Genomic DNA, 15963 nt, shown 5'->3' on the forward strand with positions numbered 1-15963 from the left:
GCCGCGATCCCCCCCCGAAACCGCATTACCCGTCTCAGGTCCGTCGATTAGGGGCGTCGGTTGGTGAGATTCTGTCTGCAATGGATGCAAGTGTGTTGGCGGTATGGGTCGCGCTGATGCCGATCAGGCCCAGATGGCGGCGGCTGAGCGGCATCCCGTCCAGCGCCTCGTCCAGATCGTCGCGATGATGCGGGTCGACGCGACCGTGGAAATGATAGGTTCGGAACGCCTCTTTCGGCAATCCGCTTTCGCGCTCCAGCCTTTGGATCAACTGGTCGCTGGGCGGAGCGGATTCCAGGAGCGCGATACATCCCAGAAGCATGACCGGGTGATAATGGTGAATCCAGTAATACTGCGCCCCCATCATCGAGGCGACATCACCGAGCGGCAGAACGTCAAGAACATCGGCGCGCGCAAATCCCGCCGCTTCGAGATCGTCGAGAGCCCACAAATCATGGTCGCGTTCTTCGCCTACATGCTTGGCAAAATAGTCGCGCAGATGGCGGCACAATGCGTCTCGTTCGGCCATTTCCGCGGCACGGTCACGCGCGGCTTCCATCAGTGGAACGGTTGCGCGCATGATCTGCTGAAGCGTCACCAGAAACCCCGGTATGAGCTCTGGCAGGTCAGGCCGCTCCCAAAATCTGGAGAACGCCTGATTTGCAGCAGAGCATGTCAGTAGCATTTTGGTACGGACAATCTGACTGTTGGAAAGTTCGCTTACGACAGAAGCTGTCCCGTTCATTGCTCGCCTCGAAATTTCTAAACATTTCGTTAAGTTTCGGCTGGAAAGGACAGAAATTCAACAATATTCGTTGACAGGCTGGTAGAATTTGTCGTGCATAGGGCTTGTTAATTATTTTCGGCATTCCGCCGGAAACTTACAAAAGGGGAATGAATTCATGGCCGAATCTTCGAATTTGGATCGCTTGGTCAATGCGGGGGCTGTTCAGGACGCAAGCCACATTTCCGATGAGCACAAGCGGATTTTGAACGATGAATTTTCGCAAGAGGAAATCGACGCGATTATCAAACTCAAGGACAAGATCACCGGAATGCCGTTTTCGTCCGACGGCGATGAAGATGGTGGCATGGCCGCACTGTGAGGTCGTCTGAGTGCCGTACACGACCAAGACCGTACGGCACCTCTTTGCCCACGAAAGCTCGGTCAAGGTTTCGTTGGATTTCCCGAGGACGTTGACCGCCGAGCACACGCTTCGAAAGTTCGACAGGATCAAATCGGCACTTCCAATTACACGGATTGCCGATTTGACGCCTTTGGATCGTCTTGGGCTGCCGGTCTATTGCGCGGTCACCCCGCTGGCCCGCGATCTGACCACGCATATGGGAAAAGGGCGTGACAGGGCTGCGGCCAAAGCAAGCGCCGTCATGGAGGCCTGCGAGCGTGTGACGGCGGAAACACTGCCGGATGATGCAATAAGGGCCAGCTATACTTCGATTTTAGGTGGCAACTCGCAGGCGTTGGATCCCCGGCGTTTCACTTTGCCGCCGGACACCCGTTTTGCACCCGATCGCACCTGCATGTGGATCCCGGCAACCGATCTGATTGCGGCTCGCGAAGTCCTGATTCCGGCAGACCTGGTAGTCTGCCCGCCTTTTGACGGCATTTTGCATCGACCCGACACGAACGGGCTGGCATCCGGGAATACGCGCCTTGAGGCCGTGGTGCACGGGTTGTGCGAGGTGATAGAACGCGACGCGATCAGCCAGTTGTTGTTTTCAGAACTCTACGGAGAATCCGGCGATCCAGCGCCGATACGCCGTGGCATCGCTGTCGATGACGAACTGCCACAAAACTGCCGGGATCTGATCAATGAAATAGAGGCCGAAGGTCTGGCGGTCGAACTTGAGGATATCACCCAGGATATTCCGGTGCCCGTATTTCGCGCGACCATTGTCGATTTGTCCTACCCGACGCCCTCCGGCCCGCAAAGAAAGAGATTTCCGGGCCTGGGCTGCAATCCAAGCGCAGGCGTGGCCTTGTCCCGGGCGCTGACCGAAGCTGTTCAGTCGCGGCTGGCCCGCATACAGGGTGCGCGGGACAGCTTTAACCGCATTCCACGCCATCAAAGGGCCAACCCGGTATTCCGCGCGCCCCCGAGCAACAGGGTCTGGCGCAGCGTGCCCAGTTTCGAAAGCCTCGATCTTGCAGATGACCTGATCCATATCCTCGGCGCGCTCGAAGCAGCCGGATTTTCCGACCCGTGTTTCGTAGACCTTACCCGGCCGGACCTGCAGGCGGCGGTTGTCCGAGTTTGCGTTCCCGGGCTGAGCGTGTTTCTGGTGGATCAAAGCCGCGTTTCGCCGCGGGATCTGAAATGGCTGATATAGACATACCCGCATTCTTGACCCCCACAACCCCGCCGCTCGTCTTTGTCGGCCCTTCGATCCCGGCGGAAGAGGTCCGGCGCCTCCTGCCGAACGCCGAGTTGCGCCCGCCGGTTCGGCGAGGCGACCTGCATCTCGCCAGGATGTTGCGCTATTCGGTGATGGTGATCCTCGACGGAGTGTTTTCCCAGAACGACGCGGTGTCCCCGCGCGAAGTGGCGGATGTATTGCGGGATGGGGCGATTGTCGTGGGCGCAGCAAGCATGGGGGCGTTGCGCGCGGTTGACTGCGCCCCTCTGGGCGCAATCGGCGCGGGCCGGATATTCCGCATGTTTCGTCGCGGGCTGATCGACAGCGAGGACGAGGTCGCCGTGACCTTCAACCCAGAGCGACCCTACCCGTCCCTGACCGTTCCTCTTGCGGGTGTGCGGATTGCCCTGCGTCGGGCGGAGCGAAAAGCCCTTATTTCCCGGACAGATAGCGAAACATTGCTTCGCACGGCACAAAGCCTGCACTATTCCGAGCGTACGTGGCGCAACATATTCTCGAAGTCCCTTGGTGCTGCCCCGTCCGCCGAATTGTCTGGATGGCTCAGGAAACAAGATCCAAAGCGCGAGGATGCACGCCGCGCGTTGATCCAGGTTGCCAGGCTGCAGGAACGGGACCCCCGCTGGGCCGTTCGGCCGCGTACGACGCGCGCGCCGTTCGTGGATTTGGACGATCTGCGCGTCAGCCCACCGGGCTCCGCGCTTGGCCGGGATATCAATGACGATGACGCCGGATTCGTTTTATGGTTGTTAGTGACGGGGCGCGCAAATCGATGGCTGGGCGAAGCTCGAAGCGCACTCGAAACACTGCACGATTTCGCCCCAATCCTGCCCGAGAATTGGTACAAGACTTTTGAACAACTGAATTGGCGTAGCGTCAAATGCAAACACATTGATCGAACAACAACTTTTTCCGGTTATCTGATTGACCGGATGTCCAGTTCCGGCGAAATTGAGGCCGAGCGTTTTCGTTTCAGAGCTGCCTCGGAATTCATGAGGACAGCTGGGAGCAATGCGCTGAGTGAAGTGGAGCACAGATTGTTGCAAAGCCAGATCGCTGCCGCGCATGGTATGGAGGACTGGAATTGCCTGATGGCCTGTGCATCATCAGAGGTTAGCGATTTGATATCGGACCTGGCAAGGCAGTGGGCACGGGCCAGGACCGCGGTTGAAAGAAAATACACTACGAACGGAACCGACGATGAATCAAACGGCGATTGAGCAAAAAGTGGAACACAGAACCGGCCCGGTCAGCAGAACGATGATGTTCACCGACATCGAAGCCTCGACGGCATTGCTGCAGGCGCTGGGCGACGAGTATCCGGCTGTTCTCAGGCGCCATCAGGAAATCGTCCGGGAATGTTATGCCCCGTATGGCGGCGACGAAGACGGAACTCAGGGCGATTCCTTTCTGGTCTTGTTCGACACCCCTCGTCATGCAATGAGCGCGGCCATCGACATTCAGCGCAAGCTGAAGGCGGAACGCTGGCCACGCGGTATCGACCTGCGGGTTCGAATCGGATTGCATGAAGGGCCAATCGAACAACTGGGTAGACAGCTTGTCGGTTATGATCTGCATCTGGCAGCACGCATCGGGGATACAGGGCATGGCGGGCAGATCGTGCTGTCGCGAAACGTCTACCAGTTGCTGGAACAAAATGATTTCACGTCGTGGAACGTGAAAGTGCGACCGCTGGGCGTTCATCGCCTGAAGGCGATCCGGTATCCGGAAACCCTGTTCGACATCGTCGATCCGCAGATCTGCATCGACTTTCCACCGCTGCGCACGCTGGATGTGCGCCGAACCAACATTGCTCAGCCACGCGGCCCGATCGTCGGGCGCGACCGTGAAACATCCGATATTCTCGGCCTGCTGAACGATTCCTCGAACCGTCTTGTGACGATTACAGGCATGGGCGGCACCGGCAAGACAACGCTGGCACAACGTGTCGCCGCCCTTTGGTTGCGCGACACTGAAGACAGTGCATATTTCGTCGATTTCAGCGGTCTTGACACTCCGGGTCTGGTACTGCCCAGCATCGCTCAGGCGCTAGGCGTGCGCGATTATCCCGGTCGCCCGATCGACCTTGATATCGCGGCCTTCATCGGCACCAGCCGCGTTGTTTTGATTCTCGACACTTTCGAGCATGTGATCGAAGCAGCGGTCGCCGTTTCCGATCTTTTGAACGACTGCCCCAATCTGCGCCTTCTGGTCACCAGCCGGGCGGAGCTGCGAGTAAGTGCGGAAAAAGTTTATCCGATTGATCCGCTCAAACTGCCAGACGCAAACGATTCCACGCCGGAAACCAGTGGCGCCATGCGTCTGTTCGTCGAGGCGGTTCAGGCAGAAACACCTGATTTCCAGATTACCGAGGATAATCGCGCAACCGTTGCCAAGATCGTGACCCGCCTTGAGGGGATCCCGCTTGCGCTTAATCTGGCTGCAGCGCGCATGTCTCTGTTGTCACCTCAGCAGCTTTTGGACCGGCTCGACAAGAAATTGAAACTCCTGCGCAGTTCGCAGCAGGATTCCGGACGCCACCGGACGCTTCGCAATGCCATTGAATGGAGCGAAGGCCTGTTGAACGACGAAGAACGGCAAACCTTTCTGGCCTTGTCGGTATTCTCGGGCGGCTTTCGTGTCGACGATGCCGAGGACGCGCTGCTGGAAATTCCCGATTTCGATGCGGATGTCCTTGAGGCGGTGTCGTCGCTGACGTCGAAAAACCTTCTTTATCGGCGTATCGTGAACGGTGCGCCACGGTTCGGCATGTTCGACATGGTGCGGGAATTCGCCACCGAAATGATGCAGAAGAATGGCGCTCTGGAGAAAACGCAGACGGCATTCATTGATCAATTCGCGATGCTCAGCAAAAATTGCGGCACATATGTCCTGTCCGACCAACAGAAACGCCACGTCACCCGGCTGAGCGACGAGGCCGACAATATCCGGGCCGCACTGCACATCGCCCTGGAACGTCAGGACATCGAGGCCTGCGCCCGCTTTATCGAGGCGCTGTATTGGTACTGGATTTCTCAGGGACAAATCACGGAAAGCCTGGACTGGATCAATCGGACAGATGCGCTGGCGTCCAGACTTGGAGACAGTGCCGCTGCGGCAAAGATCAATCTGGCCGCAGCGTATACAAAGGCCATGGCCGGGGACTATGAGAGCGCATATCTTCATGGCAACAAAGCCGAACGTATCTTTTCGGAATTGCAGAGCGAAGATGACAGCAAGAAGGCCGCCTTGATCCACGCAATCTGTGGGGCAGCGACCGGAAATATCGAGGATCCGAGCGAGACGATCATGGGTTGCATCGCGCACATGCAGGCCAAGGGTGACAATTACTTTACTGCGCTTGGCCTTCTGATCATGGGGGAAGGCGCCCGCATGGAAGGCATGATTGAGGCGGCAGAAGACTGCTATGGTCAGGCGCTCGAACTTTTGGCGCTGGAGCGCAACACTTTCTGGCCAGGCCTTTTGAAGCAGAATATGGCGCATTTCCGGATTTCCGAAGGCAAGGCCGATGAGGCAACGGCGCTTTTGAATGAAGCTTTCGATCTGGGACGGGATTTTGACTATCCGACAGTGATCAACCTCTGCGTCGCCGCCTATGGTGGTGTCGCTTTGATCAACGGAGACGCGGAAAGAGCGGCCCGCCTGCTTGGCGCGGTCGCAAATAATATGGCCAAGATTGGCGCCAAATTCGAACCGACCGACAAAGCTGATATCGAGGGCTACGTGGCGAAGGCGATCGAAGCACTTGGCCGTGAGAAATACGACGAATGCGCCAAGGGCGGAGCCGACACACCCTGGGAACACATCCGCCAAGAGGCGCGGTTCGGGTAACGGCAGACGGGCTGGCAGCCCACCCCTGGCAGGCAAACCTGCCGGGGTTTTTTTTTTGGATTCGACCCATCCGATAAACTGGATCGCCGCAACGAATATCCAAATCCCTGTTGCGCAAGGCGTTGCCGGCTTTTGGACAGCAAACACCCATTTCCTTTAAGCTCAAAATTTATATTGTTGAAATAAATATCCGTTGTTAAAGTATCTGATAGCTAAGGTGCGCGATGCTTCGTTCTTGTTCTCATGTTGTCGTGACCGGTGGTGGAACCGGGGTCGGTGCGGAATGTGCCCGCCAGTTTTCTGACGCCGGGGCCAAAGTTACCATCCTCGGGCGGAGCGAGAACACGCTCAAGGCGCAGAACCTGCCCTATCAGGTCTGCGACGTGACAAAGCCTGACGATGTCGAAAGGGCGTTTTCCATAGCCCGGGAAGAGCGCGGAAAAATCACAATCGTCATCGCAAACGCAGGCTCAGCCCCAAGCAAGCCGTTCACAAGGATGTCGTCGCAGGATTTCCGGAATGCGCTGGATGTGAACCTTTCGGGGGTCTTCCATTGCTATCGGGCCGCCCTGCCGGACATGCAGGATACCGGGCACGGGCGTTTGATTGCCATAGCCTCGACCGCAGGCCTGAAAGGCTATCCCTATGTCTCCGGATATTGCGCGGCCAAACATGGGGTTGTGGGGCTGACACGCGCTCTGGCAGTCGAGCTTGCTTCACTGGGTATCACAGTGAATGCAATCTGCCCCGGATTTGTCGCAACGCCCCTGCTGGAGCGTTCGATTGACACCATCACGACCAAGACACGCGTCGATCGCTCTCTGGCCGAAGACGCCCTCAAACGCAACAACCCACAGCACCGTTTCATTGAGGTGGACGAGGTCGCCGCCGCCGCGCTCTGGCTATGTACTGATGCGGCCCGCAGCGTCAACGGCCATACCCTGATGCTGTCCGGAGGTGAAATATGACCCGCGCCGAACCAAGACTAACCGAAGCGCCAAGCAAGGAACGTCTGCGGCTTTGGCTGCGCCTGCTCAAAGTGTCGCGCGGAATCGAAGCGCAGTTGCGCGCCAATCTGCGCGCAGAGTTCAACTCGACGCTGCCCCGATTCGATGTGATGGCCGCGCTGTCACGGCACGCCGATGGCCTCAAGATGAGCCAGCTTTCGGGCGTGTTGCGCGTGTCGAACGGCAATGTCACCGGTATCGTGGACCGTCTCGTCGAAGAGGGGCTGGTCATGCGGGTGGCCGTCGAAGGTGACAGGCGCGCTTCGCTGGTGCGGCTGACACGCAAGGGTGAGACCGAATTCGCAACGCAGGCAGCGGCGCATGAGGCTTGGATCGACGAGATGCTGGCCGCGCTCAGCACAGAAGAAGCCGCCGCATTCGGCGCAAAGCTGGAAAGCTTGGTGAAATCCCTGGACGAGGGCAACTGATGGATACGCAAATCGACACCAGACACTTCCTCTGCGAGATATCCGGTGGCATCGCAAAGGTGGCCCTGAACCGGCCCGACCGCAAGAACCCTTTGACATTCGACAGTTATGCCGAGTTGCGCGACTGGTTTCGCGATCTGACCTATTCGGACGACGTAAAGGCCGTGGTTTTCGCGTCGAATGGCGGCAATTTCAGTTCGGGCGGCGATGTGCATGACATCATTGGCCCGCTGACCCGCATGAATATGAAAGAATTGCTGACCTTCACCCGCATGACCGGCGATCTGGTCAAGGCGATGGTGAATTGCGGTAAGCCCATTGTCGCGGCGATCGACGGGATATGTGTCGGCGCCGGCGCCATCATCGCCATGGCGAGCGATCTGCGCATCGGGACGCCCGAGGCGAAAACCGCGTTCTTGTTCACGCGTGTTGGCCTTGCGGGGTGCGATATGGGGGCTTGCGCCATTCTGCCCCGGATCATCGGACAGGGGCGCGCCGCCGAGCTGTTGTATACGGGCCGAACCATGACCGCCGAGGAAGGCGAGCGCTGGGGCTTTTTCAACCGTCTCGTGGCAGCGGATGCATTGGAAAACGAGGCGCGGGAACTGGCGGCGCGATTGGCCGCGGGCCCCAATTTCGCGCATATGATGACCAAAACGATGCTGGCGCAGGAATGGTCGATGTCCATCGAACAGGCTATCGAGGCCGAGGCACAGGCTCAGGCGATCTGCATGCAGACGGGTGACTTCGAGCGCGCATACAACGCTTTTGTCGCCAAGGAAAAACCAGTGTTCGAGGGGGATTGACGGATGGCGGACCGGTCCTTTCTGAACTGGCCTTTTTTTGACGAACGACACCGCAATCTGGCCGCAGAGCTGGAAGTGTGGGCCGCTCAGGGACTGGATGGGGGCGATCATTCCAATACCGATCAGGCGTGCCGCGATTTGGTCTTGGCGCTAGGAAAGGACGGCTGGCTGAGGCACACGGCCGCAACGGGTACGGATGGCGGGCTGGATATCCGAACCCTGTGCCTGATCCGTGAAACATTGGCGAGGCACGATGGATTGGCGGATTTTACCTTTGCCATGCAGGGCCTGGGGACCGGCGCAATATCGCTGTTCGGAACGGAGGCTCAGAAATCCAAATGGTTGCCGCTGACGCGGTCGGGCCAGGCTATTTCAGCCTTTGCCCTGACCGAACCCCAGTCGGGATCGGACGTTGCCAACTCGAGCATGACGGCGACAAAAGACGGGGATGGCTTTCTGCTGAACGGTGAAAAGACATGGATTTCAAACGGCGGTATCGCAGATGTCTATACCCTGTTCGCCCGTACCGGAGAGGCGCCGGGCGCCAAGGGGTTGTCAGCCTTTATCATTCCCGCCGGGTTGCCCGGCTTTGAAATTGTCGAGCGGTTGAATACAATCGCCCCTCACCCTCTTGCAACATTGCGTTTCACCGATTGCCGCGTACCGTCCAGTGCCATGATTGGTGCACCGGGCGATGGGTTTCGGATCGCCATGTCGGTTCTGGATGTATTCCGCCCGACCGTGGCGGCGGCGGCGCTGGGATTTGCCCGTCGCGCTCTGGACGAGGCGCTTTATCGTATTCAGGCGCGCAAGATCGGCGGCGCGCCTTTGTCGGATTTGCAGATGGTGCAGGGACATATTGCCGATATGGCAGTGGATGTGGATGCCGCGGCCCTGCTGACCTATCGGGCCGCATGGACCAAGGATTCCGGCGCGCTCAGGGTCACCCGCGAAGCGGCCATGGCCAAATTGTTCGCGACCGATCACGCCCAGCAGGTCATCGACCGGGCCGTGCAGCTTTTCGGCGGAGATGGCGTCAGATCCGGTGAGACCGTGGAAAAGCTTTATCGCGAAATCCGCGCGCTGCGCATCTATGAGGGCGCGTCCGACGTTCAGCGCATCGTGATCGCCCGGCAGACCCTTGGCGCGCATCAGGGAGGATGACATGCTGAGACCATCAGCCCATATCGATACTTTCGCGCGGGACAACCTGCCCCCGGCGGATCAGTGGCCGGACCTTGAGCTTGCAGGGTTCGATTATCCCGACCGCCTGAACGCAGCGGTCGAGCTGACGGATCGGATGGTCGAAAAAGGGTTCGGCGACCAGACCGCGCTGATCGGAAACGGGCGCCGCCGCACCTATAAGGAACTGACGGACTGGAGCAATCGCATTGCGCATGTTCTGAAGGAAAACCTGGGCGTTGTGCCAGGCAATCGTATCCTCATCCGTTCCGCCAACAACCCGGCGATGGTGGCATGCTGGCTGGCGGCAACCAAAGTCGGCGCAGTTGTCGTCAACACCATGCCAATGTTGAGAACGGTAGAGTTGACCGCAATCGTGGACAAGGCCGAAATTTCACATGCTTTGTGCGATACACGGCTGAAAGACGAACTGGTCGCCTGCGCCAAGACATCAAAATTTCTGAAAACGGTTGTCGGCTTTGACGGCACCGCCAACCACGATGCGGAACTCGACCGACTGGCATTGGAAAAACCCGTCCACTTTGATGCGGTGGCAACCGGCCAGGATGACGTCGCCCTGCTGGGATTTACATCGGGAACCACCGGATCGCCCAAAGCGACGATGCATTTCCATCGCGATTTGCTGATCATCGCCGACGGCTATGCCAGAGAAGTTCTAAAAGTCACGCCCGAGGATGTCTTTGTCGGCTCTCCGCCGCTGGCCTTTACATTCGGCCTTGGCGGTTTGGCGATATTTCCATTGCGGTACGGTGCGGCGGCTGCGCTGCTGGAAAACGCCTCGCCTCCGAACCTGATCGACATCATTGAGACTTACAAGGCCACAGTATGTTTCACCGCACCAACCGCCTATCGCACGATGCTGGCCGCAATGGATGAAGGCGCCGATCTGTCCAGCCTGCGGGCGGCAGTATCGGCCGGGGAGACCCTGCCCGCTCCGATCTATGACGACTGGATGGCCAAAACCGGAAAACCCATGCTGGATGGCATCGGCGCGACCGAGCTGCTGCACATCTTTGTCACCAACCGGTTTTCCGATCACCGCCCCGCCTGCACAGGCAGACCGGTCACGGGATACCAGGCCAAAATCATTGACGATGACGGAAACGAACTTCCCCCTGGAGAGGTCGGGCGGCTCGCAGTGCGTGGCCCGACCGGGTGCCGGTATCTCGATGACGAGCGGCAGCAGGACTATGTGCTGAACGGTTGGAACATCACCGGCGACAGCTTCACCATGGACGCGGATGGCTATCTGCACTTTGCCGCCCGAAATGACGACATGATTCAAAGTTCGGGCTACAACATCGCGGGCCCGGAAGTCGAAGCCGCGTTGCTTGCGCATCCCGCCGTCGCCGAGTGTGCGGTGGTGGCGAAACCGGATGAGGCTCGCGGCCACATCGTTCAGGCACATGTGGTCCTGGGCGACGCTCACGCGGCGGACGAAGCGATGGTCAAGGCGTTGCAAGATCACGTCAAGGCGACGATTGCCCCGTACAAGTACCCGCGCAGCGTTGTTTTCACAGATACGCTGCCCAAAACAGCAACCGGGAAAATCCAACGATTTCAGTTGCGTGAGGACAGAAAATGACGTGCCCACTTGCGCCCCTGACGAAACTCATTAGCCTGCGCAGCGGTTTGAACACCAACCAATCCGGCCACGATTGAAGGGGCGGTCGGAAAAACAGTGGCGCCCAAGGCTGAAGCGCCCAAGAAACCCTTCGAAGAAGACGTTGTTTTACAGGGAGTAGACGATGAAAACCAAATCCTTGCTGTTGGCGGCCACTGCCGCCGTGATGAGCGCGGGCCTGGCCATAGCCGAGCCTGTCAAGGTCGGCATGATCACTACCCTTTCCGGTGGAGGGGCCGGGTTGGGCATCGACGTACGTGACGGCTTTATGCTGGCGGTCAAGCAATCCGGAAATACCGACATCGAAGTCGTGATCGAGGATGACCAGCGCAAGCCGGATATCGCCGTGCAACTGGCGGACCGGATGATCCAGTCCGACAAGGTGGATATCCTGACCGGGATCATCTGGTCGAACCTGGCAATGGCCGTTGTGCCGTCGGCGACCGCTCAGGGCAAGTTCTATCTTTCGCCCAACGCCGGGCCGTCGGCACTGGCTGGCAAGGCGTGCCATCAGAATTATTTCAACGTCGCGTGGCAAAACGACAACCTGCATGAAGCGGCCGGCGCTTATGCGAAATCAACGGGTTACAAGAGCAGCTTCATCCTTGCGCCAAACTATCCGGCCGGCCAGGATGCGTTGGCAGGTTACAAGCGCATGTATGGCGGTGATCTGGCCGGCGAGGTCTATACCCAACTGGGCCAGACCGACTATGCGGCGGAAATCGCGCAGATCCGGGCTTCGGACGCAGACAGCGTTTTCTTCTTCCTGCCGGGCGGCATGGGGATTTCCTTTCTCAAGCAATACGCTGACAGCGGTGTGGATCTGCCGGTCGTGGGACCTGCATTCAGCTTTGATCAGGGCATTCTGCAGGCCGTGGGTGCGGCAGCGCTTGGCGTGAAGAACACCAGCCAGTGGAACAAGGATATCGACAACGCCGCCAACAAGGCCTTTGTCGAAAGCTTCCAGGCGGAATATGACCGTCTGCCTTCGCTTTATGCGTCTCAGGGATACGACACCGCGAATTTGATCCTGTCAGCCATGGCCAAGGCGGGAGTGAGCGATCAGGACGCATTCCGCGCGGCGCTGAAAGCGGCCGAGTTCGACTCGGTACGAGGCGACTTCAAGTTCGGCCCCAACCATCATCCCATCCAGAATATCTATGTTCGCGAAGTCGTACAGGAAGGCGACGTGTTCACCAACAAGATCCTTGAGCTGGCGCTTGAAGATCACGCCGATGCCTATGCGGCCGAGTGCGAAATGTAACACCCTGGCGGCGCAGAGAAATTCCTCTGCGCCCTTTCAACGGGTATGGAAATGTCTTTCATTCTGTTTATCGAACAGATCCTGAATGGTCTGCAATTCGGGGTCATGCTCTTTCTGACCGCCGCCGGTTTGACGCTGGTGTTCGGGGTGATGGGGCTGATCAATCTTGCCCACGGCTCACTTTTCATGGTCGGAGCCTTTGCCGCTGCCGCGACAGCGGCCGCCACAGGGAGCTTTGTTCTGGCGCTGGCCGCAAGCCTTGCAGCCGCCGCCGCCGCTGGCGCGCTGGTCGAGGTGTTGGTGATCCGGCGACTGTACCAACGCGACCATCTGGATCAGGTGCTGGCAACGTTTGCCCTGATCCTGATCTTTTCCGAAGGAACCCGGTGGCTTTTCGGCTCCTTTCCGCTGTTCCTCAACATCCCCGAGGCGCTGTCCGGACCGATCACCCTGCCCGGCGGCATCCAGTATCCGCTATACCGGCTGACGATCATCGCCATCGGCCTGCTGATCGCCGCGGGTCTGTTCCTGCTGATTTCGCGGACACGGCTGGGTGTCCAGATCCGTGCCGGTGAAAGTGACCGCGAGATGATCGCGGCGCTTGGTGTGGACATTACGCGACTTTACACCATCGTCTTCGCCCTGGGTGCCGCACTGGCCGGTCTGGCCGGCGCATTGGTGGGGGCCATTCAGTCTGTTCAGGTCGGTATGGGCGAGCCGGTTCTCATTCTGGCCTTTGTCGTGATCGTCATAGGCGGCATCGGATCGATCAAGGGGGCGCTGATCGGCTCCGTCCTTGTCGGGGTGACGGATACGCTGGGTGGCGTCCTGTTGCCGGAAACCTTCAAACTGTTCATGGATCCTGCCTCGGCCACTTCTGTCGGCTCCGCCCTGGCGTCGATGCTGATTTACATCCTGATGGCCATCGTGCTGGTCGTGAAACCCACCGGTCTGTACGGAGCGCGCGCATGAGCCGTGAAAGCATTTTCAACACCGCGCTGGCACTTGGCCTGCTGCTTTTTCCACTTTGGGCCTATGTGACGGATGAGCCATTCATGATCACTCTGTCGACCCGCGTCGCCATACTTGCGCTGGCGGGTGTCGGCCTGAACATCGCACTGGGGCTGGGCGGATTGGTAAGCCTTGGGCACGCGGCATTCTTTGGCATCGGCGGATACGCAATGGGGATTCTCGCCAGTCACGCCCAAAGTTTTTCGCCGCTTATGGAGAGCCCGTTCTTGATCGAAGGCACCAAGTCGATGCCGGTGATCTGGCTGACGGCGCTGATCGCCTCGGCCATCGCCGCACTGGTGATCGGGGCGCTCAGCCTGCGCACATCCGGGGTCTATTTCATCATGATCACCCTCGCGTTCGGTCAAATGCTGTTCTACTTCGCCATCAGCTGGCCCGCTTATGGGGGCGAGGACGGGTTGTCGATCTATGTCCGCAACGGCTTTCCCGGGTTGAACACGTTGGACCCGATCCAGTTTTTCCTGATCACATATGTGATCCTTTGCGCTGCCCTTCTGCTATCCGCGCGGCTCGCGAAATCGCCTTTTGGTCTGGCCCTGAACGCGGCGCGACAGACTGCCGAACGGGTCGAGACCATCGGCATCACCCCTTATCGCCTGCGTCTGACGGCTTTTGTGATTTCGGGCATGATCACAGGGCTTGCCGGGGCGCTTTTTGCCGATCTCAACCGGTTCGTAAGCCCCACCATGTTCAGTTGGCAAACCTCGGGCGAGATTATCATCTTCATCATCCTCGGCGGCACTGCCCGGTTGTTTGGCCCGGTCGCAGGCGCCGCGCTGTTCATCGCGCTGGAACATGTTCTGGGCGGTCTGTCCGAGTTCTGGCACGTCTATCTGGGCCTGCTGTTGCTGGCCGTCGTTCTTTACGCACGCGGCGGCATTATCGGCACACTGGCCGGACGGGAGGAACAACATGGCTGAACCCGTTCTGTCCGTCTGCAATGTCTCGAAAAGTTTCGGCGCTCTCAAAGCGTCGGACAATGTCAGCCTCGATCTGCGCCCCGGCGAGATCCACGCCCTGATCGGACCGAACGGTGCGGGGAAATCAACGCTGATCAAGCAGATCGCCGGGGGATTGAAACCCGACAGTGGCGAAGTACGATTTCTGGGGCGCGATGTCACCGCCCTGAACACAGTCAGGCGGACGCGAATGGGTCTGGGGCGCACTTTTCAGATCTCGGCGCTGGCGATGGAGGATACGGTTCTGCAAAACGCCATGCTGGGCGCGCTGGGAGCCCATGGCAGGCCCTATCGGTTCTTCCACCCGATATTGAAGGACAAGACACTTCGCAGTGTTGCCGAACACGCGCTGGAGCGTGTCGGCCTGTCAGATCACGCGGCTATTCGAACCTCGGACCTGTCGCATGGCCAGCGCCGTCAGTTGGAGGTCGCCGTCGCCCTGACCCTCAATCCGCGCGCCTTTATCATGGACGAACCAATGGCCGGGCTTGGCGCCAGCGGATCGAAGCACCTGACCGGTTTTTTGGATGAATTGCGGCATGAGGCCCCCATTTTGCTTGTGGAACATGACATGGACGCCGTTTTCGCCTTGGCTGACCGGATCAGCGTTCTGGTCTATGGCGAGGTGATTGCGACCGGAACAGTGGAAGAAATCCGCGCCCACCCCGAGGTACGCCGGGCTTATCTGGGGGAAGATGCATGAGTCTTCTGAGTCTCACCAATGTTTCCGCTTTCTATGGCGCGTCACAGGCCCTGTTCAAGGTCAACCTGCGGGTCAATGAAGGCGCGGTCGTCTCTTTGATGGGGCGCAACGGGATGGGCAAGACCACGACGGTCAAGACGATATTGCGGATGCTGCCGGTTGCTGGCGGAGAACTGATGTTCGACGGCCAGGATTTGCGCCGCTTGCCCAGTCACAAGGCCGCACGCCTTGGTCTGGGGCTGGTCCCCGAAGGGCGTCGGTGCTTTCCCAATCTAAGGGTCGAAGAAAACCTGATGGCCGCAGCGCGCCCCGGTCACTGGGACATGAAACGCATCGCAGATCTGTTTCCGCGTCTGCAAGAGCGCCGAGCGCAATCCGCGGCTTCGCTCTCGGGTGGGGAACAGCAGATGCTCGCCATCGGACGCGCGCTTATGACCAACCCACGCCTGCTGATTCTGGACGAAGCGACCGAAGGTTTGGCTCCGATCGTTCGGCAGGAAATCTGGGCGGCCATTGCGACTTTGAAACGTGAAACCGGATTGGCCATTCTGGTGATCGACAAATCGTTAAAGGAATTGTCGCATGTGGCGGACGAGGCCGTGATCCTGCAACGTGGTGAAACTGTCTGGCACGGCGCGATGAGCGCGCTGACGCCGGATGTCACCGACAGATACCTGGGGGTTTAACC

15 protein-coding genes are annotated in these 15963 nt (G+C 58.9%); 14 read left to right on the forward strand and 1 reads right to left on the reverse strand.

Annotated features, from left to right (window positions below; all coding sequences use genetic code 11):
* Positions 1-34 precede the first annotated feature (34 nt).
* Positions 35-598 (reverse strand): iron-containing redox enzyme family protein, encoded by a 564-nt coding sequence (locus tag ACR0AO_RS07135; RefSeq protein WP_480601667.1) that lies wholly within the window; start codon positions 596-598, stop codon positions 35-37.
* Between the two features lie 304 nt (positions 599-902).
* Here ACR0AO_RS07135 and ACR0AO_RS07140 point away from each other — a divergent pair, with 304 nt between their 5' ends.
* From ACR0AO_RS07140 to ACR0AO_RS07205, 14 genes are all read left to right on the forward strand, one after another.
* A complete protein-coding gene (locus ACR0AO_RS07140) occupies positions 903-1106 on the forward strand; it encodes a hypothetical protein (RefSeq protein WP_480601669.1) in 204 nt (67 codons plus the stop codon).
* A 10-nt stretch (positions 1107-1116) separates the two neighbouring features.
* Entirely contained in the window at positions 1117-2352 is a 1236-nt protein-coding gene (locus tag ACR0AO_RS07145; RefSeq protein ID WP_480601671.1) for a YcaO-like family protein, read from the forward strand.
* Positions 2340-3617, forward strand: coding sequence for a TfuA-like protein (locus tag ACR0AO_RS07150; RefSeq protein ID WP_480601674.1), 1278 nt, complete (start codon positions 2340-2342; stop codon positions 3615-3617). The genes ACR0AO_RS07145 and ACR0AO_RS07150 overlap by 13 nt, the downstream gene beginning before the upstream one ends.
* Positions 3618-3624: 7 nt before the next feature.
* Positions 3625-6249, forward strand: coding sequence for an adenylate/guanylate cyclase domain-containing protein (locus ACR0AO_RS07155; RefSeq protein WP_480601676.1), 2625 nt, complete (start codon positions 3625-3627; stop codon positions 6247-6249).
* 224 nt (positions 6250-6473) lie between these two features.
* Complete coding sequence (locus tag ACR0AO_RS07160; RefSeq protein WP_480601678.1) at positions 6474-7217, forward strand: SDR family NAD(P)-dependent oxidoreductase; 744 nt, start codon at positions 6474-6476, stop codon at positions 7215-7217.
* A complete protein-coding gene (locus tag ACR0AO_RS07165) occupies positions 7214-7684 on the forward strand; it encodes a MarR family winged helix-turn-helix transcriptional regulator (protein ID WP_480601680.1) in 471 nt (156 codons plus the stop codon). The genes ACR0AO_RS07160 and ACR0AO_RS07165 overlap by 4 nt, the downstream gene beginning before the upstream one ends.
* Positions 7684-8490 (forward strand): enoyl-CoA hydratase family protein, encoded by an 807-nt coding sequence (locus tag ACR0AO_RS07170; protein WP_480601683.1) that lies wholly within the window; start codon positions 7684-7686, stop codon positions 8488-8490. The genes ACR0AO_RS07165 and ACR0AO_RS07170 overlap by 1 nt, the downstream gene beginning before the upstream one ends.
* Positions 8491-8493: 3 nt before the next feature.
* Positions 8494-9654 carry an acyl-CoA dehydrogenase family protein gene (locus ACR0AO_RS07175; RefSeq protein ID WP_480601684.1) on the forward strand — a complete coding sequence of 387 codons (1161 nt, stop codon included), beginning with the start codon at positions 8494-8496 and terminating at the stop codon, positions 9652-9654.
* Position 9655: 1 nt separating this feature from the next.
* Positions 9656-11278, forward strand: coding sequence for an AMP-binding protein (locus tag ACR0AO_RS07180; protein ID WP_480601687.1), 1623 nt, complete (start codon positions 9656-9658; stop codon positions 11276-11278).
* Positions 11279-11441: 163 nt separating this feature from the next.
* A complete protein-coding gene (locus ACR0AO_RS07185) occupies positions 11442-12581 on the forward strand; it encodes an ABC transporter substrate-binding protein (protein ID WP_480601690.1) in 1140 nt (379 codons plus the stop codon).
* A gap of 51 nt (positions 12582-12632) precedes the next feature.
* Entirely contained in the window at positions 12633-13553 is a 921-nt protein-coding gene (locus ACR0AO_RS07190; protein WP_480601693.1) for a branched-chain amino acid ABC transporter permease, read from the forward strand.
* The gene (locus tag ACR0AO_RS07195) at positions 13550-14533 is read left to right on the forward strand and encodes a branched-chain amino acid ABC transporter permease (protein ID WP_480601695.1); all 984 of its coding nucleotides are present in this window, start codon (positions 13550-13552) and stop codon (positions 14531-14533) included. The genes ACR0AO_RS07190 and ACR0AO_RS07195 overlap by 4 nt, the downstream gene beginning before the upstream one ends.
* Complete coding sequence (locus ACR0AO_RS07200) at positions 14526-15275, forward strand: ABC transporter ATP-binding protein (RefSeq protein WP_480601698.1); 750 nt, start codon at positions 14526-14528, stop codon at positions 15273-15275. Before ACR0AO_RS07195 ends, ACR0AO_RS07200 begins: the two co-directional genes overlap by 8 nt.
* On the forward strand, positions 15272-15961 hold the full coding sequence (locus ACR0AO_RS07205) for an ABC transporter ATP-binding protein (protein ID WP_480601704.1): 690 nt from the start codon (positions 15272-15274) through the stop codon (positions 15959-15961). Before ACR0AO_RS07200 ends, ACR0AO_RS07205 begins: the two co-directional genes overlap by 4 nt.
* The last annotated feature ends 2 nt before the right edge of the window (positions 15962-15963 follow it).

It is taken from the genome of Ruegeria sp. AF8 (assembly GCF_056541825.1).

Coding starts and splice junctions, on each gene's coding strand:
- ACR0AO_RS07140 (WP_480601669.1), top strand. CDS start 903: ATGGCCGAATCTTCGAATTTGGATCGCTTGGTCAATGCGGGGGCTGTT.
- ACR0AO_RS07150 (WP_480601674.1), top strand. CDS start 2,340: ATGGCTGATATAGACATACCCGCATTCTTGACCCCCACAACCCCGCCG.
- ACR0AO_RS07160 (WP_480601678.1), top strand. CDS start 6,474: ATGCTTCGTTCTTGTTCTCATGTTGTCGTGACCGGTGGTGGAACCGGG.
- ACR0AO_RS07165 (WP_480601680.1), top strand. CDS start 7,214: ATGACCCGCGCCGAACCAAGACTAACCGAAGCGCCAAGCAAGGAACGT.
- ACR0AO_RS07170 (WP_480601683.1), top strand. CDS start 7,684: ATGGATACGCAAATCGACACCAGACACTTCCTCTGCGAGATATCCGGT.
- ACR0AO_RS07175 (WP_480601684.1), top strand. CDS start 8,494: ATGGCGGACCGGTCCTTTCTGAACTGGCCTTTTTTTGACGAACGACAC.
- ACR0AO_RS07180 (WP_480601687.1), top strand. CDS start 9,656: ATGCTGAGACCATCAGCCCATATCGATACTTTCGCGCGGGACAACCTG.
- ACR0AO_RS07185 (WP_480601690.1), top strand. CDS start 11,442: ATGAAAACCAAATCCTTGCTGTTGGCGGCCACTGCCGCCGTGATGAGC.
- ACR0AO_RS07190 (WP_480601693.1), top strand. CDS start 12,633: ATGTCTTTCATTCTGTTTATCGAACAGATCCTGAATGGTCTGCAATTC.
- ACR0AO_RS07195 (WP_480601695.1), top strand. CDS start 13,550: ATGAGCCGTGAAAGCATTTTCAACACCGCGCTGGCACTTGGCCTGCTG.
- ACR0AO_RS07200 (WP_480601698.1), top strand. CDS start 14,526: ATGGCTGAACCCGTTCTGTCCGTCTGCAATGTCTCGAAAAGTTTCGGC.
- ACR0AO_RS07205 (WP_480601704.1), top strand. CDS start 15,272: ATGAGTCTTCTGAGTCTCACCAATGTTTCCGCTTTCTATGGCGCGTCA.